Below are 18,354 nucleotides of genomic sequence, written 5' to 3'. Positions count from 1 at the left end.
GCACCGAACGAACGACCTCGCACCGTGTGCCGACGGCGTACCGCCGCTAGAACTGGTCGCGCAGCCAGGACGGCCCGTGCACCACGGCACCGAGCGCCTCGACGCGGGCACGGAGCTCGCGATCAGCCGTGACGACCACGACGGGACCGTCGCCGGCCTCGACCGCCGCACGAGCGGCGTCCACGATGGCGTCGTCCCCCGAGCCCGGCGCTGCGACGACGTCGAGTGCACGGGGCAGTGCGCCGTCCGACGACCCGGAAGCACCCCGTGCCTCGCCCTCGAGCACCACGGTCCACCGCGGCCACCAGCGGGCGAACGGCAGCGCCAGCACGTCGGCGGTCACCCCGGACTCGGCGAGCGCCGTCACCGACGACAGCAGGCGTGCAGCGGCTCCCGCCCGGTCCTTCCACCAGCCGTCGGGCACGCTGCCGACGACGTTCGCCGCGTCGACGACGACGTGCGGGGTGGTGGTGAGGGACGCGCGGAGCGCCGGCCACGACCTCCCGAACCCGGGGTGCAGCGGCAGGTCGTCGACCTCGTCGACGGGGATCCAGGACAGGGCGAGGCTCTCCCGGTCCGCGATCACCGGTTCGAACGGCCGAGCGGCACGCCCCACCACGGTCGTGTAGGTCCAGAACCCGAGGTCGAGGAGTGCCGTGTGGCGCAGGTCGACGCCGTCGTGCGGCACACCGGCTTCCTCGGCGGACTCGCGGAGTGCGCCGGTGACGGCCTCCTCGCCCTGGTGGCGTGCGCCGCCGGGGATGCCCCACGTGCCGCCGTGGTGGCTCCACTCGACGCGGTGCTGCAGGAGCACGCGTCCGGCGCCGTCGTCGACGAGCAGCCCTGCGGCGCCGAACAGTCCCCAGGCCTTGGTGCCGTCGGGACCGACCGCCCAGGCGTCGCCGGGGTCGCGGGGGCCCGGTGGCGGTCCGGGAGGCGTGGAGTCTGGCACACACCAACCCTGTCACACGGTGCAGGGCATGTGACCGGAGACGACGGGCCGGAGAAGACGAGCCGTGGCAGGGCGCAGCTGCTCGTGTACGGTGTCGATCGAGACACGGGGTGCCGCAACCAGCGGCTGAGATCACACCCGTCGAACCTGCTCGAGCTCGTACTCGCGAAGGGATCGTCCATGGAAACCGCTGCGCCCTCCCCTGCCTGGGCCCACCGAACCGCCGAACTGCTCGAGGCCGTCAGAGCCCGGAGCCCGTTGGTGCAGTGCATCACGAACACCGTGGTGCAGAACGTCACCGCGAACGTGCTGCTCGCCCTCGGGGCCTCGCCCGCGATGGTCGACGTGGCGACCGAGGCGGGACCGTTCGCCCGGGTCGCCGACGCCCTGCTGGTGAACACCGGCACCCCGCACGCCGAACCCCGGGTCGCGGCGCTCGAGGCCGCGCACGCCGCCCACGACACCGGTACCCCCTGGGTGCTCGACCCCGTCGCGGTCGGCTCGTTGCCGGTGCGCACCGCCCTCGCCCGCGACCTGCTTGCGCTGCACCCGACGGTGCTGCGCGGCAACGCGTCCGAGGTCCTCGCCCTGCTCGGCACGTCGGCCGGTGGCCGCGGTGTCGACAGCACGGTGGGCACCGAGGACGCCCGTGCGGCTGCGGTCGACGCCGTGTCCGGTCAGGCGGCCGGGAGGCTCGTGGCCGCGGTGGCCGTGTCGGGCCCCGTCGACCTGCTGGTCGCGCCGGGCACCGGTGTGGTGCGGGTCGCGAACGGCACCGAGCTGTTGACGCGGATCACCGGGGGCGGGTGCGCCCTCGGCGCGGTCGTCGCCGCGTTCACGTCGGTCGCGCCCGACGACGCCGGTGCGGCCGCCGTCGCGGCGACCGCGGTGCACACGATCGCCGCGGAGCTCGCCGCCCGCGAGGCCGGCGGCCCCGGCACCTTCCAGCCGCTGTTCCTGGACCGGTTGGCGTCGCTCACCCCCGAGGACGTCGTCCGCGAGGCCCGGATCACGGTCGAGGCCGAGCCTGCGTCCCTGGTGGTGCCGGCATGAGCGGACTGCCGGAGGACTTCGGCGTGTACCTGGTCACCGACGGCGCCCTGGCCGACCGGCACGGTGTCGGTGTGCTCGGGGTGGTGCGCGCCGCGGTGCACGCCGGGGTCCGGATCGTGCAGGTGCGGGACAAGGACGCCTCGGCACGGGACCTGCTGGCACTGACCGCTGCCGTGGCCGACGCCGTGGGCGACCACGCCGCCGTGGTGGTCGACGACCGGCTCGACGTCGCCCTCGCCGCTCGGCACGCGGGACACCGGGTCGCCGGGGTGCACCTCGGTCAGTCGGACGTCCCCGTGACCGCTGCTCGTGCCCTGCTCGGGCCGGATGCGCACGTGGGGTTGACCGCGAACACCCCGGAGCACCTGGCGGTCGTCGCCCGCCTGCCCCGCGGCACCGTGGACCTGCTCGGCGTCGGGGTCGTGCACCCCACCACGACGAAGGCCGACCACCCGCCGGCGCTCGGACACGACGGGTTCGCCCGGCTCGCGGCGGCGACGGACGTGCCGTGCGTGGCGATCGGCGGGGTGACCCTCGACGACGTCGCGCCGCTCCGGGCAGCGGGCGCCGCCGGGGTCGCGATCGTGTCGGGCATCTGCGCCGCGGCCGATCCCGGGTCCGCAGCGGCCGCGTACGTGGCGGCGTGGAGCCCTGGACCCGGCCACGGGGCGGAGCCGGGGCGGCTCGCGGCGGGCGATCCGTTCCTCCCGTCGGGGGCTTCGTCGCACCACGGGGCGGAGTCGTGAGCGTCCCGCGCGTCCTGGCCATCGCCGGGACCGACCCGACGGGCGGCGCCGGACTGCAGGCCGACCTCAAGGCGATCGCGGCGCACGACGGGTACGGCATGGGCGTGGTCACCGCCCTCGTCGCGCAGAACACGCACGGGGTGCGGTCGGTGCACGTGCCGGACGTCGCGTTCCTGCGGGAGCAGCTCGACGCGGTGTCGGACGACGTCACGATCGACGCCGTGAAGATCGGGATGCTCGGCACAGCACCGGTCGTCCGCGTCGTGACGGACTGGTTGCGGGAGCACCGGCCGCCCGTGGTCGTCGTGGACCCGGTGATGGTTGCGACGAGTGGTGACCGGTTGCTCGACGAGGACGCCGCCGCGGCGATGGGGGCGCTGTTCGGGCTGGCCGACCTGCTGACGCCGAACCGGGCCGAGTTGCAGGTGTTGGCGGAGCTGGCCGGGGCTGGTGCGGCTGCTGGTGCGGCACCTTCGTCGTTGTCGTCGCTGGACGCTGCGCGGCTCGTGGCGTCGACGTGGGACGTGCTCGTGCTGGCGAAGGGCGGGCACGACGAGGGGCCGACCTCCGACGACGTGCTCGTGTCGCCGTCGGGGTCCGCTCGGCGGTTCACCGCTCCCCGCGTCGCGACGGCCAACACGCACGGCACCGGGTGCTCCCTGTCGAGCGCCATCGCGACGCTCGCCGCCCGGCACGGGGACTGGGAACTCGCGGTCGGGGTGGCGAAGCCCTGGCTGACGGCAGCGCTGCGGGGAGCCGATGCCCTGGAGGTCGGGTCCGGCAACGGGCCCATCGACCACGGCGCCGTGAGCCGAGCGTTGCTGCCCGAGGTCCGGTTCACCGACGTGTGGTGGTCCGACGTCAGCTCCGTGCTGCAGGCCACGATCGAGTGCGGGTTCCTGGTCGGGCTGCGCGACGGGACGCTCGACGCGGACGTGTTCGCCGGGTACCTCGCGCAGGACGTGCACTACCTGCGGGCCTACGAGCAGCACCTGGCGGCGTTGGCGGCGAGCGCTGCTGGCGCTGCGGCTGCCGGCGCTGCGGGTGCTGGTGCCGGCGCTGGTCGTGGTCCTGCGGCTGCCGCCTTCTGGACGGCGGCGGCCGAGGGGTGCGCCGCCGAGGCCCGCGACCTGCACCACCGACGCCTCGCCGGCACCCACGCCGACGACCCCGTCCACCCGACGTGCGCCGGGTACCTCGCACACCTGCAGGAGGCGGCGGACTCCGGGTCGGCGGCCGTGCTCGCCGCGGCGGTGCTCCCCTGCTTCCGGGTCTACGCCTGGGCGGGGGCGCAGCTCGGCGCGGCTCCGGACGGGCACGCGTTCGCGGACTGGATCACGGCGTACGGCGACCCGGGCTTCGCGGCCTCGAGTGCCGAGGCGACCCGTCTGGTCGAGGAGATGGCGGCAGCAGCGACCCCGATCGAGCGGGGGCGGATGGCGCGCGCGTTCCGCCGCTCGACCGAGTGGGAGCTGGCGTTCTTCGCGATGCCGCTGGTGGTTCCGGGGGCGGGGGCTGCTGGCGCCGCTCCCGCGATCCCCGCGGATGCCGGCGCCGCGGTCAGTGCCGCGGAAGCGACACTTCCGCGCTGACGGGCGCCGACCCTCCCGCGAAAGCGACAGATGTCCGCCGATGTTCCGCGGGGATCTGTCGCTTTCGCGAACGGGCCAGGTCGCGTGGCCTCAGCGGGCGGGCGGCGGCAGGCGCACCAGCTCGACGGCCAGGTCGGCACCGGTCACCGTCCCGCGCATCCACGTGAAGTCCGGCTGCCGACGGCGATCGGTCGGCGAGCCGGGGTTGAGCAGCCGCAGCCCGGTCGGTGCGACGGTGTCCCACGGGATGTGCGAGTGCCCGAAGACGAGCACGTCGACGTCGGGGTACTCGGCGGCCGCCCGGCGCTCCCGGCCCGTCGCGGCACCGGTCTCGTGCACGAGCGCGAACCGCAGGTCCTCGACCGCGAAGTGCGCGACGAGCGGCAGCCGGTCGTCGAACTCGGGGCCGTCGTTGTTGCCGCGCACGCCCTCGAACCGGTGGGATCGGGCTTGCACGGCGTCGAGGGTGGCGAGGTCGACCCAGTCCCCCGCGTGCACGACGAGGTCGGCGGCGTCGACATCGGCCCAGAGCGCCGCGGGCAGGTCCTTCGCCCGCTTCGGCAGGTGCGTGTCGGAGAGCAGGACGAACGACGTGGTCACGTCGAGGATCGTCCGGGCATCGGCAGTCCGGCCTCGTCCGAGGCGCCGAGCCGTTCGAGCAGTCCGGCGAGCAGGGCGATGTCGTCGTCGGACCAGCCGGCGAGCCGTTCCTCCAGCGCATCCCGGTGCAGCTGCACGGAGCGTTCGAGCGCGGTGCGACCGGCGTCCGTCGCCACGAGGGGCTTCGCGTTGCCGGTACCGCCGTCGGTCGTCTCGATCAGCTTCGTGGCGAGGAGCCCGGACAGCTGCCGCGAGATCGTCGAGCGGTTCAGGCGCAGGTACCGGGCGATGTCGATGGCCATGCAGCCGGGGTGCTGCACCACGAAGTCGACGAGGGACTGGTCGACCACGCTCAGTGCCTGGTCGGACCCGCGGGCACGGATGCTCGCACGTCGGGTGATCCGGGCGAGCTCGGTGTACGCCCGGCCGATCTCGCTGTTCCGGATCCCGGAGCTCGGGTGGTCCATCGTGGCTCCAGCCTTTCGGTGCCGGCGCCGGCCGGCGGTCTTCTGTGCCGACACCATACCGGTCGGTACGCGAGATTCGGGCTCAGTGACCTGCAGCTGCGGCCCGGAGCGCGGGGATGTCGAGCTTCTGCATCGTCATCATCGCCTGGAAGACACGGGCGTTCGCCTCGGGGTCGCCCGAACCGGTCATGAGCTCACCCATCATCGACGGGGTCACCTGCCAGGCGACACCCCAGCGGTCGAACAACCAGCCGCACATGCTCGGCTTCCCGCCGTCGGCGAGCAGGGCGTCCCAGATGCGGTCGAGTTCGTCCTGCGTGTCGACGTCGACCTGGAACGAGACGGCATCGGTGTGCGGGTGTCCGGGGCCGCCGTTCATCGCCCGGTACGGCTGCCCGAGCAACGTGAACTCGACGACCAGGGTCGCGCCGTCCGGGGTCTTCGCCACGCTGTCGATCGAACTGCCGGGGAACAGGTCGACGTAGTACCGGGCGGCCTGCTCGGCTTGGTCGTCGTACCAGAGGAAGGGGGTGATGGTGGGCATGGGGCGCTCTTCTCGCGTCGGCTCAGTCCGCGGCACTGCGGATGAGCAGGTCTGACTTCTCGGGGTGCTCGTCGAACCACTTGCCGACGAACCAGCACATCGGCACGACCCGCTTCGTCGAGTTCGTCTCGACGTCGGCGACCGCGTACTCGACGAGCTCGGCCGCGTAGCCGTGCCCGCGGTGCTTCGGCACCGTGTACGTGTGCGGGAACGCGATCGCGTCGCCGTTCTCGCGGTAGTCGAGCACGCTCACGAGCTCGCCGCCGACGTACATCGCGTAGCGGTCGTGGTCGGTCTCGTCGCGGAACTCGTGGTCCATGCCGCCATCATGCTCCGCCCGGGGCGCACGTGCCCCACCGGGAATGCTCGTGGCCGCCGAGCGTTGGATGGACACCATGACAACGATCGGCATCATCGGCGCAGGCAACATCGGATCCCAACTGGCACGGCTCGCGGTGCAGTACGGCCACCAGGTCGTGATCGCGAACTCCCGCGGCCCCGAGACCCTGGCCGACCTGGTGGCCGAACTCGGCGACCAGGCCCGTGCGGTCACCCGTGACGAAGCCGCCGCCGCCGGCGAGGTCGTCGTCGTGACGGTGCCGCTCGCCGCAATCGAGACGATCCCGGCGGAGCCGCTCGTCGGCAAGGTCGTCATCGACACGAACAACTACTACTGGGAGCGCGACGGCCACATCCCTGCGCTCGACGACGAGTCGACGACGACGGCCGAGCTGCTGCAGGACCACCTGCCCGGCGCCCGGGTCGTCAAGGCGTTCAACCACATCGGCGCCGCGGACCTCACCGGCCACGCCAGCCCGGCCCGTACCCCGGACCGTCGCGCCCTCGTGATCGCGGGCGACGACGCCGAGGCGAAGCAGGTCACCGCGGACCTCATCGACGAGTTCGGCTTCGACGTCGTCGACGCCGGACCCCTCGCCGAGGGCTGGCGCATCCAGCGGGACACCCCCGGCTACGGCCCGCGCCTGACCGCCGACCAGCTGCGCGAAGCACTGCAGGCAGCCACCCGCTGACGCGCGGTTTCGCGCTGAGCGACACATCACGGACTGCGGAGCCCGCGAACTGTCGCCCAGCGCGAAACCCGGCGCCGGCCGCCCGCCTACGCCCGGTCGAAGATCACCGTCATGTCGGCGATGTCGTCCTCGCTCGGCTCCCACGTGGTGCCGGCCTCGACGTTCTGCGTGATCTGCTCCGGCTTCGTCGCCCCCGCGATGACGCTCGACAGCCCCGGCTGCGCGAGCAACCACGCGAACGTCGCCTGCAGCATCGTGACACCGCGGTGGTCGCAGAACCGCTGGTAGTCGTCGAGCACGTCCCACGGGGCGTCCTCGAGCAACTGCGGCTTCGACGTCGACAGCCGTCCGTCGGCCGGACCCCCGGCCTTCGTGTACTTGCCGGTCAGCAGCCCGTTGTACAGCGGGAAGAACGGCAGGAACCCGAGGGCGTAGGCGCGGACGGCCGGCAGCACCTCGGCCTCGGCGGCTCGGGCGAGCGGGCTGTACTCGTTCTGCGCGGACACGAACGCCGTGGTGCCGGCGATCGACGCGGTCAGCTCGGCCTCGGCGATCTGCCAGCCCGCGAAGTTCGAGTGCCCGATGTAGCGGATCTTGCCCTCGCGGACCAGGTCGTCGAGGACCGACAGCGTCTCCTCGATCGGGGTCACGTCGTCGGGACGGTGCATCTGGTACAGGTCGATCCAGTCCGTGCCGAGGCGACGGAGCGACGACTCGACGGCCAACCGGACGTACCGCCGCGATCCCCGCACACCCCAGTCCGGCCCGTTCGCGCCCTGCATGTCCATGCCGAACTTCGTCGCGAGCACGATCTCGTCACGCCGCCCAGCGATCGACCGGCCGAGCATCTCCTCGGACATGCCGGGCCGGCCACCGTAGATGTCGGCCGTGTCGAAGAGCGTGACCCCGGCGTCGAGTGCCGCCCGCACGACGGCGTCCGTGCCCTCCTGCGACTCGGAGGCGGTCCCCGGCCGCCCGAAGTTGTTGCAGCCGAGGCCGACGGTGGAGACGACGAGCCCCGAGGGACCCAGTGGACGGTGTTCGATTCCGATCATGCCCCGAACGTACCGGCGACCCCGGAACTGGGGCTGCGACATCCGCGACCGTTGCCGCTAGAACTGACGATGGATCAGTCGACGAAGGGAGCACCGCAGTGGCGTCGCATCGCATGCAGGATTCGGAACGGCCGCGCCGTCCCGTGCCGTCCTGGGTGACCGCACCGGTCGTCGAACCGGCCGCGTCCGCCGGGCGGGTCGCGTCCGACTCCGCAGCGAGCACCGGCCAGGAGGCCCGTCCCACCCCCGCCACGTCGCGCGCCGCTCACGGTGCGCCGGCTCCCACCACCGTGGTCGGCTCCGCCGCGCAGCCGACGGCCACGCTCGACCCGACGCCGGAGCCCGCGTCCATCGCCACCCTGGTCGAGGACGACGTCACGGTCCCCGACTACCCGCCGCAGCAGGACCTCCTGCCGCCGGCCCCGACCTCTCCGACCGTGCACACCGTGCCGTTCGACACCGCCGCCGTGGCCTCCGCACCGGCCCCGGTCTCACCGATCGACGCCGCTCCCCGCACCGCACCGGCCCCCGCACCGTCGCCCGTGCCCTCCGCCGGACAGCCCCGGTTCTCGGTGCCCGGCCTGGAGCACGTCGTCGTCGAGGGCACCGAGCCCGAACCCGTCGGCCCGATCGGCTTCCGCACGCCCCGCCGCTTCGCCCACCAGCAGGCCGCCGCCACCGCCGTGACCCCGGCACCGACGCCGGCGTCCGCCCACGTGCGCTCCTTCGACGAAGTCCTGCAGGCGCCGGTGTCCGCGGCTGCACCCGCGGCCACGAACGCCACCGTGCCCACGAACGCCACCGTGCCCTCGAACGCCACCGTGCCCTCGACCGCACCCGTGGCGGAGGCGAGCGCGTCCGTCGGGGCCGAGCCGGGCCTCCCGACCGAACTGCTCGACCAGCCCGTGGCCGCAGCCGCCCAGCCGGAGCCGCGCCGTGCACTCGGTGCGACGCCCGGGGCGGTCCTGGGCGCCGTCGCGGGCATCGCGACGCTCGGACTCGCGGCCTGGTGGTTCACCGCGCCGGCGACCGTGCACGGTGTCGGCGTCGTGCTCGGACTCCTCGCGCTGGTGGTGGCGCTCGTGACGCTGCGCGACCGTGCGGCAACGTGGCAGCGGCCGGTCGCGCTGCTCGGCGCCGTGCTCGGTGGCGTCGGCACGCTCGTGCTGCTGTGGGCCGTCGCGTCGGCGCTGCTGCCGCTCGCCGGGGTGACGCTGCCCGACCTGACCGGAACCGGGACGACCCCGACCCTCGCGCCGTAGCGGCCTCGGTCTCCGGTTCGGACCCTCGGCTGGCGGTCAGACGGCGCGGACGACCCCGCGGGACAGGATCGCGTTCGTCAGGGCGTCGATCGGCTCGCGCTGCACCGTCGGGTTGGCGATGAGGACGTAGTCGACCGCCGGCAGATCCGGCAACCCGAGCCGCTGCGACACCTTCACCAGGTCCGCCGGGATGAGCGAGTGCGGGAACACCGCCACGCCGATCCCCGCCCGCACCGCCGCCAGCACACCGTTGACGTCGCGGGTGTTGCAGGTGATCCGCCAGGTGCGGCCCGCGGCCTCGAGGGCGTCGATCGCCATCTGCCGGCTGATGCTCGGCGCCTGGTACGCGATGAGCGGCACGGGCTCGTCGCGTTCGACCGCGATGCCGTCCTGCGCCATCCACACCATCTGGTCGGTCGCGACCCGGGTGCCCTCGGCGGACTCCCCCGCGGTCTGCTTGATGAACACCAGGTCGAGCTGCCCGGCGTGCACCCGGCGCAGGAGCGGTGACGACTGGTTCACCGTCAGCTCGAGGTTCACCTGCGGGTGCAGCCGCCGGAAGTCCCGGAGGATGCGCGGCAACTGCGTGATCGCGAGGTCGTCGGCCGCACCGAACCGGAGGCGCCCACGGGTCGCCGACCCCGAGAAGTACGCGTCCGCGGTGGCGTGCGCCGCGAGGATCGTCCGGGCGAAGCCGGCCATCGCGTCGCCGTTGTCGGTGAGGGTGACGCCACGGGTGTCGCGGGCGACGAGGGTGCGGGACACGGCGGTCTCGAGCCGCCGGACGTGCTGGGAGACGGTGGGCTGGCTGATGCCGAGGCGGGCTCCGGCCTGCGTGAAGCTCTGCGTCTCGGCGACGGCCAGGAAGGTCTGCAGCAGGACCGGATCGAGCACGGGCACCTCGTTCGTTCGTGCGACTGTCGCGCGGTCGTTCGCACGGTCGTTCGCGCGGTCATTCGCGCGGTCATTCGACATCGCAATGGATTGATAGCCACCATAGGGGTGTCGAATGGCTCGTGGCCACGTAGTTTCGTTGGGGTACCAGATCCGCAACGACGTCCGGAGAACACCTCACCGTGAGTGCGTCATCGACGACCCTCCCCCCGCCCACCGAACCACTCCCGATCCAGGCCACCCGCCCGCCCTGGCGGCACACCCTCATCGCCCTGTCCGTGCCGAACTTCCGGCTGTTCACGGCCACAAACCTCGTCGCGATGACCGCCGGGTGGATGCAGCGCATCGCCCAGGACTGGCTCGTCCTGCAGCTGACCGGCTCGGTCGCGCAGGTCGGCATCACCGTCGCCTGCCAGTTCGCGCCGATGCTGCTGTTCGGGCTGCTCGGCGGCGTGCTCGTCGACCGGTTCTCGAAGCGCGCGCTGATGATGATCACGCAGGGCGCCTTCGCGGTGCTGTCCGCACTGCTCGCCGTGCTGACGCTCGCCGGTGTGGTCGAGGCCTGGCACATCTGGGTGATCGCGTTCCTGGTCGGCATGGTCACCGTCATCGACAACCCGGCCCGCCAGGTGTTCGTCACCGAGATCGTCGGACACCAGCACCTCCGCAACGCGATCAGCGTGAACTCGTCGGTGTTCCAGCTCGGCGGCATGATCGGCCCGGCGCTGTCCGGCGCGCTGCTCGTCGCCGTCGGGGCCGGCTGGTCGTTCGGCGTGAACGCGATCGCCTGCGTCGCCGTCGTCGTGACCCTCGGCTTCCTGAAGGTCTCGGAACTGCACCGGACGCCCCCGGCGCCCCGCGGCAAGGGGCAGCTGATCGAGGGGCTCCGCTACGCCGTCAACAAGCCGACGATCATCGTGCCGGTGATCCTCGTCGCGTTCTTCTCGGTGTTCGCGCTGACGATGCCCGTGCTGCTGTCGGCCTTCGCGTCACAGGTGTACGACGTCGGCGCCGCCGGGTACGGCGTGTTCAACTCGGCCGTGGCGATCGGTGCGCTCGTCGGCGCCCTGCTCTCCACGCGGCGGGCGGTCGTGCGGCTCCGGACCATCGTCGGTGGGGTGTTCTGGACCGGGGTGCTGCTCGTCGTCTCGGGGTCGATCCCCGTGATCGCGCCGTTCACCGTGGCGCTCGTCGCCGTCGGGATGTCGCAGCTGCTCTTCCAGACCGCGTCGAACTCGCTCGTGCAGCTGTCGTCGAACGTGGCGATCCGCGGCCGGGTGATGTCGCTCTACGTGCTCGTGCTGCTCGGCGGCCAGGCGATCGGTGGGCCGCTGATGGGCCAGGTCGTCGACCACTTCGGGGCGCACGTCGGGATGATGGTCGCCGGTGGGGTGCCCGCGGCGGCCGCGGCCGTGATCGCGCTCGTCCTCGCCCGCCGAGGTGGCCTGCACCTGGCCGTGCGCATGCGCCACCACGTGCCGCTGCCGGCGATCGTCGCCCACTGAGCGGGGCGGTGGGCGCACCCGCCCGGCGGACGGGAGGCCCGTGGCGGCCCCGCCCCGCGCCTCCCGTCCGCCGCCTGGTCGCGCCGGACGCGCGCCGCACAACCAAAGTCACCCGGAACCACGCCGTTGCGCGGTTCCGGGTGACCTTGGTTGTGCGAAGCGGAAGCGAACCGCCTCAGTAAGCCACGCCGAAACGGGCCTGGTGGTGCGCCGGGTTCGCGATCTCGTCGACGAAGGCCAGGCCGAAGTCGTCGCCGGAGATGTCCGAGTTGCCCTCTGCGTCGGTCAGCAGGACCTCGTCGGTCGTGCGGTAGGTGCCACGACGCTCGCCCGGGTTGTAGCTGCCGTAACCGGCGGCCGGGCTGACGTAGAACCAGTCAACGTCGGTGTCCGAGGCACGGAGCGCGTCGAGGATCTGCGCATGGCTCTTCGCCTCGCCCTTGAACGCGTCCGGGAACTCGGCCGAGTCGAACAGGCGCGGTCCACCGTCGGCGACGAGCAGCGAACCGGCGCCGCCCACGATGCCGAGACGCGCACCGGCGCTGGCCGCAGCGTCGACGAAGTGCTGGAACTCGTCCTTGAGCTCACTGCCGTCGGCCTGGACCGCGTGCAGTGCGACGACGATGACGTCGGCGTCCTTCGTGACCTCGGCCACGAAGTCGGCGTCGAAGGCATCGCCCTGCGCCAGGGTCAGGCCCTCGGCGGCGTCGAGCTTGCTCGTGTCGCGCGCGACGGCGGTGACGGCGATGCCACGGGAGAGGGCTTCGCGGGTGATGGCGGAGCCGGCGTAGCCGGTGCCTCCGAAGACGACGATGCTGGTCATGCTGTTCCTTTCGTGGGGCTGGTGCTGCTCACCGTACAAGAGTTACTCTCTTTGAGTAAGTAGGCACCTCACGGTGCGTAACGGAGCTCGTTCGCCACGGAGGCCAGGCCAGATGTCAGCACTCGAGTACAGCCCCTACGCGGCGGACTGCCCCAGCCGACAGCTGCTCGACCGCATCGGCGACCGGTGGAGTGTGCTGACGATCGGCACCCTCGCCGACGGGCCGCAACGGTACTCGGCGATCGCGAACCGGGTGCAGGGCGTGTCGCAGAAGATGCTCACGCAGACCCTCCGGGCGCTCGAGCGGGACGGGCTCGTCACCCGCACGGTCTTCCCCGAGATCCCGCCGCACGTCGAGTACGAACTCACCGATCGCGGGCGGTCGCTCCGCCGGGTGCTCGAGCCGCTCGAGGCGTGGGCGACGTCGCACATGGACGACGTCGCGGTGTCGCGCGTGGAGTACGACGCGCGCTGACTGGCGCGGGCGGGCGGGCGGGGGGCGCTTCGTGAGCAGAAATGGTCGGGTCCGCCGAACGCACCCGACCATTTGTGCTCACGAAGTGCCGCCACGCGCACACTCGGAATCCCCGACGGCGGCGAGTGGTTGCCTGGGGGCATGCGATCGATCGTCTACACGAAGCCCGGTGACAGCAGCGTCCTCGAACTCGTCGAGCGGGACGTCCCCGAACCCGGCGCCGGCGAGGTCCGCGTCCGCGTCGTCGTCTCCGGCGTGAACCCGACGGACTGGAAGGCCCGGGCGGGCGGTACCTACGGCGACGGACTGCCCTTCCCCGAGATCACCCCGAACCAGGACGGCGCCGGTGTCGTCGACGCGGTCGGCCCGGGTGTCGAGGACCTCGCCGTCGGTGACCGCGTGTGGCTCTTCATGGCCGCCGCCTCGCGCCCGACCGGAACTGCACAGGAGTACACCGTCGTGCCGGAGAGCCGAGCGGTCCGCCTGCCCGACGAGACGAGCTTCGACATCGGTGCTTCGCTCGGTGTCCCGGCGATGACCGCGCACCGCGCCCTCACGACGCACGAGGACGGCCCCGCACGGCTCGGCCCCGGTGCGCTCGACGGCGTCACGGTGCTCGTCGCCGGTGGTGCCGGAGCGGTGGGGCACGCGGCGATCCAGCTCGCCCGTTGGGCCGGCGCGACGGTGATCACGACGATCAGCTCGGACGACAAGGCCGCACTCGCCACCGCGGCGGGTGCTCACCACGTCGTGAACTACCGGCAGGACGACGCCGCGGCTCGCATCCGCGAGATCGCGCGGGACGGCGTCGACATCGTCGTCGAGGTGTCGATCCCCCAGAACGCCGAGCTGGTCGCCGACGTCCTCGCGAACCACGGCGTCGTGTCGATCTACGCGAACAACGGCGGCGACGAGGCCACGCTGCCGATCCGCCCGAACATGAGCGTGAACGCGCGCTACCAGTTCCTGCTGCTCTACACGATCGGCGAAGAGGCCCTGGCCGCAGCAGCCGAGGACGTCACCGAGGCGCTGCACGACGGCGTGCTGCCGGTCGGCGCGGACGCGGGTCTGCCGCTCACCCGTTTCAACCTCGCCCGCACCGCGGACGCGCACGACGCCGTCGAGCAGGACACCGTCGGCAAGGTGCTGATCGACGTGCCCCAGGCACAGTAGCCCCGATGCCCAGACGACGAACGGCTCCCACACCCGTGGGAGCCGTTCGTGGTGGACGATGCGGGAAGGGTCAGCGACCCAGGCGCGCGGCGATGGCTGCGGCGACCCGGATCCGGGCTGCTTCGCGCTCGCGCTCGATGTTGGCGGCGATGACGTCGAGGTCTTCGTAGTCGGCGTCGGTGGTGGTGTCGTTCCAGTTCGGCGATGAGATCCGGGCACGCCCGAACGACGGCGGAGCAGGGTTCACGGTCGTCATGAGGGCATCGTACGTCGAGCGTCCGACAGAGCGTTTGAGCATCACGGGCCTTTCCTTGGATTGCGGTCGCGCTCGGGGAACGAGTAGGTCAACGAGAACGCCACGGCCATGAACGACGCCATCATCGCGATGTTCTTGGCGTCGAGTTCGGTGAAGGCGTCGGGGACCGGGGAGTCGACGGTGAGCATGCCGAACGAGTACTGGTCGGACCGGATCACCACCGAGACGTACGACGAGTAGCGCGGTTCGAAGCCCGGCACGTCCTGGTCGACGTCGACGTCGACGTCGGCCGAGCGGTCGCCGACGATCCGGGGTGATCCCCCGACCAGCACCCACTCGAGGTTGCGGTCGCCGTAGGGCGTGCCCGCGCGGAAGACCCCGGCGGTGTCGCCGGCACCCCCGTGACCGATCGGCTCGAGCGCACGCAGATCGGTGGACAGCTGGTACACGTTTGCCCGGACGTCGGGCACCTTCGGCAGCAGGTAGAACGCCAGGGCCACGGCGACCCGGTCGGCGACGACGGAGAGTTCGCCGTGGCGCTCGGAACGGGGCAGTTCGGTGAACCGGACGAGCCGGGTGGCGATCTGGCCGAACGCGTACCGGACCGCTGTCGACTGTTCGAGTCCGGCCCCGGTCGCGTTCTCCTCAGCCACCGCCCGCGCAGCGTCGCTGCGTCGGGTCCGGACCACCTGCACCGCCACGGCACCGGCCAGCACGACGAGCCCGAACACGACGAGCGACAGTCGCACCGCCGGGGTGACGAACAGGTTCGGCAGCTGGAACGCCGCAGTGGGCGCGGCCGCCACCACGATCGGCCACCCGACCGTGCCGACCCGTCCTGAACGCTGTTGCCCCATGACCACGACGCTAGGTCACGCCACCGACGCAGACGGAGTTGTCCACAGGTCGGTTCTCCACAGGATCCGTCGGGCTCCACCGGCCCGTCGCACGCAGCTGGTAAGCAAGACCCATGACCGATGCCAGCACGCCCGTTCCCGGATCCAGAGCCCTCGTCCTGGGGGGCGGAGGTGTCGCCGGCATCGCCTGGGAGGTCGGCGTCCTCACCGCCCTGCAGGACGCCGGCGTCGACCTCGATGCCGCGGACCTGGTCGTCGGCACGAGCGCCGGCAGCGTCGTCGGGGCCTTCGTCCGGAACGGCGCCGTGCAGCAGGCGTACGACCAGCAGCACACGCCCGCGCCGACGACCTACGTCGAGCCGCCGGCCATCGACACCGACGCCGTCCAGCAGCGGATCGGTGCCGCACTCGAGGGCGCGACCGGTGAGCAGGACGCCCGCGCCCGCCTCGGCCTCGCCGCCCAGCAGGTCACCGGCGGACAGTCCGACGACGAGCGCGTGGCGACCTTCACCGAGACCCTGCCGTCCACCGACTGGCCGGCGAAGCCGCTCGCGATCACCGCGGTCGACGCCACCGACGGCACGTTCCGACTGCTGACCGCGGCCGACGGCGTCCCGCTCCCCCTCGCGGTCGCCGCGAGCTGCTCCGTGCCCTTCGTGTGGTCACCCGTCGGCATCGAGGGCCGACCGTACGTCGACGGCGGGGTCCGCTCCGGCACGAACGCCGACGCCGCTGCCGGTCACGAACGCGTGCTCGTGATCGCCTGCGGTCCCGAGGGTCCGTCGCCGGTCGGCCCGTGGCTCGACGTCGCGGTCGAGTCGCTCCGCGCCGGCGGCAGCTCGGTCGAGGTCGTCGTGGCGGACAGCGCCGCGCAGGAAGCCTTCGGCACGAACTCGCTCTCGCTGGCCACCCAGGCTCCCTCGGCCGAGGCCGGCCGCGCCCAGGGCACGGCGATCGCCGAGCAGATCGCCGCCTTCTGGGCCGATGACCTGGTGAGCGTGGTCGCATGACGACGCCGTTCTCCGACCTCGACCAGTACACCGCGCTCCCCCGGGTCGACGGGATCGCGATCAGCCCGGACGGTGAGCGCGTCGCCCTGACGGTCAGTGCGCTCGACCAGGACCGCACCGGGTACCGGCGCTCGATCTGGCAGGTGCCCGCGGCCCCGACCGGCGACGCGGCCGGACCCACCGCACGCCCGGTCCGCCTCACCCGTTCCGCCAAGGGCGAGGGCGGCATCGCCTTCACCCGCACCGGCGACCTGCTCTTCGTCTCCGCCCGACCCGACGCCGATGCCACCGACGTCGAGGCCGCGCAGCTCTGGGTCCTGCCTGCGGCCGGTGGTGAGGCCCGCCCCCTCACGCGGCTCACCGGCGGGGTCGGCGGCGTGCTCGCGACCGCTGCGGCCGCCGACACCGTCGCGCTCACCGCCGACCTGCTGCCCGGCGCCGGTACCGACCCGGCCACCGTGGTCGACGCCGACGCCCAGCTCCGGAAGGCCCGCACGGACAAGAAGGTCCGCGCGATCCTGCACGAGACGTACCCGGTGCGGTACTGGGACCACGACCTCGGGCCGGCCCAGACCCACATCCTCACGCTCGACCTGGCCGAAGGCCAGACCGAAGACCACGCCGAGGACGCAACCGCGCTCCCCCGCCTCACCGACCGCACGCCGGCTCCCGGCCGGTCGCTGGACCACGTCGCCGGGGCACTCACGCCCGATGGTTCCGTCCTGTTGGCAGCCGTGGGTGTCCGGGAGGCCCGTGGGGACCGCTCGACGCTCGTCACGATCGACTGCACCAGCGGCCACCGCTCGGTGCTGTTCGACGACGCCGACGTCGACCACGAGATGCCCGCGCTGAGCCACGACGGTCGCACGATCGCCTGGGTCCGGACGGTGCGCTCCACCCCCGCCGGTGCGAACCAGCAAGAGGTCTGGACGGCCGGCATCGACGGGTCGGACCCGCGCCGCATCGCCACCGACTGGGACCGCTGGCCGAGCGAGCTCGTGTTCGAGCACGGCGACCGAGCGCTGCTCGCCGTGGCCGACCAGGACGGCCGGGCACCCGTGTTCCGCATCCCGCTCGACGGCGCAGCCGTCGAACAGCTGACCCACGACGACTGGGCGTACTCGAGCCTGCGCGTGGCGGAGGCGACGGGCGCGGTCGTGGCGCTCCGGGCCTCCTGGGCGGCACCGCTGCACCCCGTGCGGATCGCGACGGACGGCGAGGTGACCCCGCTCGCGACGCCTGCGCCCCTGCCCGAGGTCCCCGCGCACCTGGAAGAGGTCGAGACGACCGCGGCCGACGGCGCGCGCGTGCGCGGCTGGCTGGTCGTGCCGGAGGGTGACGGGCCGCACCCGCTGCTGCTCTGGATCCACGGCGGACCGCTCAACTCGTGGAACCAGTGGTCGTGGCGGTGGAACCCGATGCTCCTGGCGGCGCGCGGGTACGCCGTGCTGCTGCCGGACCCGGCACTGTCGACCGGCTACGGGCTCGACTTCGTGAACCGTGGGTGGAACGCGTGGGGGCAGGCGCCGTACACCGACCTGCTGGCGATCACGGACGTGGTCGAGGCCCGAGCGGACATCGACGAGACCCGCACGGCGGCGATGGGCGGCTCGTTCGGCGGCTACATGGCGAACTGGGTCGCCGGGCACACCGACCGCTTCCGCGCGATCGTCACGCACGCGAGCCTGTGGGCGCTCGACCAGTTCAACGGCACCACGGACTCGTCGCAGTACTGGTCGTCGATCTTCGACGCCGCCGGCATCGAGGCCAACGACCCGCACCGGTTCGTGGCGGACATCACGTCACCGATGCTCGTGGTCCACGGCGACAAGGACTACCGGGTGCCGATCGGCGAGGGGCTGCGACTGTGGTCCGAGCTCGCCGAGCACCACGCGGCCGACGACGGCACGATGCCGCACCGGTTCTTGTACTTCCCGGACGAGAACCACTGGGTGCTCTCGCCGCAGCACGCCGTGGTCTGGTACGAGACGGTGATCGCGTTCCTCGGGCAGCACGTGCTCGGCGAGGAGTGGGAGCGGCCGGAGCTGCTCGGGTAGCG

At 72.6% G+C, this 18,354-nt stretch carries 20 protein-coding genes and 1 riboswitch; of the genes, 10 read left to right on the top strand and 10 right to left on the bottom strand.

The window, feature by feature from the left end; translation table 11 throughout:
* Positions 1–46: 46 nt before the first annotated feature.
* The gene (locus EDF53_RS04355; protein ID WP_123292441.1) at positions 47–952 is read right to left on the bottom strand and encodes an NUDIX hydrolase; all 906 of its coding nucleotides are present in this window, start codon (positions 950–952) and stop codon (positions 47–49) included.
* Positions 953–1,048: 96 nt separating this feature from the next.
* A riboswitch (TPP riboswitch) is annotated at positions 1,049–1,144 on the top strand.
* On the opposite strand from EDF53_RS04355, the gene thiM reads away from it, so the two are divergent.
* From thiM to thiD, 3 genes are all read left to right on the top strand, one after another.
* Entirely contained in the window at positions 1,133–2,005 is an 873-nt protein-coding gene (thiM, locus tag EDF53_RS04350; RefSeq protein WP_185020944.1) for a hydroxyethylthiazole kinase, read from the top strand. Its footprint overlaps the riboswitch before it by 12 nt.
* Positions 2,002–2,751, top strand: coding sequence for a thiamine phosphate synthase (gene thiE, locus EDF53_RS04345; RefSeq protein WP_123292440.1), 750 nt, complete (start codon positions 2,002–2,004; stop codon positions 2,749–2,751). Before thiM ends, thiE begins: the two co-directional genes overlap by 4 nt.
* A complete protein-coding gene (gene thiD, locus EDF53_RS04340) occupies positions 2,748–4,343 on the top strand; it encodes a bifunctional hydroxymethylpyrimidine kinase/phosphomethylpyrimidine kinase (protein WP_123292439.1) in 1,596 nt (531 codons plus the stop codon). The genes thiE and thiD overlap by 4 nt, the downstream gene beginning before the upstream one ends.
* A gap of 90 nt (positions 4,344–4,433) precedes the next feature.
* Here thiD and EDF53_RS04335 read toward each other — a convergent pair whose 3' ends face one another.
* The 4 genes from EDF53_RS04335 to EDF53_RS04320 form a co-directional block, all read right to left on the bottom strand.
* A complete protein-coding gene (locus tag EDF53_RS04335) occupies positions 4,434–4,943 on the bottom strand; it encodes a metallophosphoesterase (protein ID WP_123292438.1) in 510 nt (169 codons plus the stop codon).
* On the bottom strand, positions 4,940–5,410 hold the full coding sequence (locus EDF53_RS04330; RefSeq protein WP_123939187.1) for a MarR family winged helix-turn-helix transcriptional regulator: 471 nt from the start codon (positions 5,408–5,410) through the stop codon (positions 4,940–4,942). The genes EDF53_RS04335 and EDF53_RS04330 overlap by 4 nt, the downstream gene beginning before the upstream one ends.
* A gap of 82 nt (positions 5,411–5,492) precedes the next feature.
* The gene (locus EDF53_RS04325) at positions 5,493–5,954 is read right to left on the bottom strand and encodes a VOC family protein (RefSeq protein ID WP_123292436.1); all 462 of its coding nucleotides are present in this window, start codon (positions 5,952–5,954) and stop codon (positions 5,493–5,495) included.
* 22 nt (positions 5,955–5,976) lie between these two features.
* Positions 5,977–6,273 (bottom strand): GNAT family N-acetyltransferase, encoded by a 297-nt coding sequence (locus EDF53_RS04320; protein WP_123292435.1) that lies wholly within the window; start codon positions 6,271–6,273, stop codon positions 5,977–5,979.
* Between the two features lie 76 nt (positions 6,274–6,349).
* Here EDF53_RS04320 and EDF53_RS04315 point away from each other — a divergent pair, with 76 nt between their 5' ends.
* The gene (locus EDF53_RS04315; RefSeq protein ID WP_123292824.1) at positions 6,350–6,985 is read left to right on the top strand and encodes an NADPH-dependent F420 reductase; all 636 of its coding nucleotides are present in this window, start codon (positions 6,350–6,352) and stop codon (positions 6,983–6,985) included.
* An 86-nt stretch (positions 6,986–7,071) separates the two neighbouring features.
* On the opposite strand, the gene EDF53_RS04310 is transcribed toward EDF53_RS04315, so the two are convergent.
* Positions 7,072–8,040 (bottom strand): aldo/keto reductase, encoded by a 969-nt coding sequence (locus EDF53_RS04310; RefSeq protein WP_123292434.1) that lies wholly within the window; start codon positions 8,038–8,040, stop codon positions 7,072–7,074.
* A gap of 113 nt (positions 8,041–8,153) precedes the next feature.
* Between EDF53_RS04310 and EDF53_RS04305 the strand changes: the two genes are divergently transcribed.
* Positions 8,154–9,302: a hypothetical protein gene (locus EDF53_RS04305; protein ID WP_185020943.1), complete on the top strand. Its 1,149-nt coding sequence runs from the start codon at positions 8,154–8,156 to the stop codon at positions 9,300–9,302.
* Positions 9,303–9,338: 36 nt separating this feature from the next.
* On the opposite strand, the gene EDF53_RS04300 is transcribed toward EDF53_RS04305, so the two are convergent.
* Positions 9,339–10,196, bottom strand: coding sequence for a LysR substrate-binding domain-containing protein (locus EDF53_RS04300; RefSeq protein WP_123292823.1), 858 nt, complete (start codon positions 10,194–10,196; stop codon positions 9,339–9,341).
* 182 nt (positions 10,197–10,378) lie between these two features.
* Here EDF53_RS04300 and EDF53_RS04295 point away from each other — a divergent pair, with 182 nt between their 5' ends.
* Complete coding sequence (locus EDF53_RS04295; protein ID WP_123292432.1) at positions 10,379–11,701, top strand: MFS transporter; 1,323 nt, start codon at positions 10,379–10,381, stop codon at positions 11,699–11,701.
* A 175-nt stretch (positions 11,702–11,876) separates the two neighbouring features.
* On the opposite strand, the gene EDF53_RS04290 is transcribed toward EDF53_RS04295, so the two are convergent.
* Positions 11,877–12,524 carry an NAD(P)-dependent oxidoreductase gene (locus EDF53_RS04290; RefSeq protein ID WP_123292431.1) on the bottom strand — a complete coding sequence of 216 codons (648 nt, stop codon included), beginning with the start codon at positions 12,522–12,524 and terminating at the stop codon, positions 11,877–11,879.
* A gap of 112 nt (positions 12,525–12,636) precedes the next feature.
* Here EDF53_RS04290 and EDF53_RS04285 point away from each other — a divergent pair, with 112 nt between their 5' ends.
* Together EDF53_RS04285 and EDF53_RS04280 are read left to right on the top strand one after the other, a co-directional pair.
* Positions 12,637–12,999, top strand: a complete 363-nt coding sequence (locus tag EDF53_RS04285) for a helix-turn-helix domain-containing protein (protein WP_111086871.1) — start codon at positions 12,637–12,639, stop codon at positions 12,997–12,999.
* A 141-nt stretch (positions 13,000–13,140) separates the two neighbouring features.
* Complete coding sequence (locus EDF53_RS04280) at positions 13,141–14,172, top strand: NADPH:quinone reductase (RefSeq protein WP_123292430.1); 1,032 nt, start codon at positions 13,141–13,143, stop codon at positions 14,170–14,172.
* A 70-nt stretch (positions 14,173–14,242) separates the two neighbouring features.
* Here the strand turns inward: EDF53_RS04280 and EDF53_RS04275 are convergent, their stop codons facing one another.
* Together EDF53_RS04275 and EDF53_RS04270 are read right to left on the bottom strand one after the other, a co-directional pair.
* On the bottom strand, positions 14,243–14,428 hold the full coding sequence (locus tag EDF53_RS04275; RefSeq protein ID WP_123312988.1) for a hypothetical protein: 186 nt from the start codon (positions 14,426–14,428) through the stop codon (positions 14,243–14,245).
* Positions 14,429–14,469: 41 nt separating this feature from the next.
* On the bottom strand, positions 14,470–15,285 hold the full coding sequence (locus EDF53_RS04270) for a hypothetical protein (protein ID WP_123292428.1): 816 nt from the start codon (positions 15,283–15,285) through the stop codon (positions 14,470–14,472).
* Between the two features lie 113 nt (positions 15,286–15,398).
* On the opposite strand from EDF53_RS04270, the gene EDF53_RS04265 reads away from it, so the two are divergent.
* Both EDF53_RS04265 and EDF53_RS04260 read left to right on the top strand, forming a co-directional pair.
* Positions 15,399–16,295, top strand: a complete 897-nt coding sequence (locus EDF53_RS04265) for a patatin-like phospholipase family protein (RefSeq protein WP_123292427.1) — start codon at positions 15,399–15,401, stop codon at positions 16,293–16,295.
* A complete protein-coding gene (locus EDF53_RS04260; protein ID WP_123292426.1) occupies positions 16,292–18,352 on the top strand; it encodes an alpha/beta fold hydrolase in 2,061 nt (686 codons plus the stop codon). Before EDF53_RS04265 ends, EDF53_RS04260 begins: the two co-directional genes overlap by 4 nt.
* The last annotated feature ends 2 nt before the right edge of the window (positions 18,353–18,354 follow it).

Source organism: Curtobacterium sp. PhB78, assembly GCF_003751685.1.
In the GTDB taxonomy this organism is placed as follows: Bacteria; Actinomycetota; Actinomycetes; order Actinomycetales; family Microbacteriaceae; genus Curtobacterium.
The sequence above is the reverse complement of the archived record's forward strand: the minus strand, read 5'-3'. Positions and strand labels throughout refer to the sequence as shown.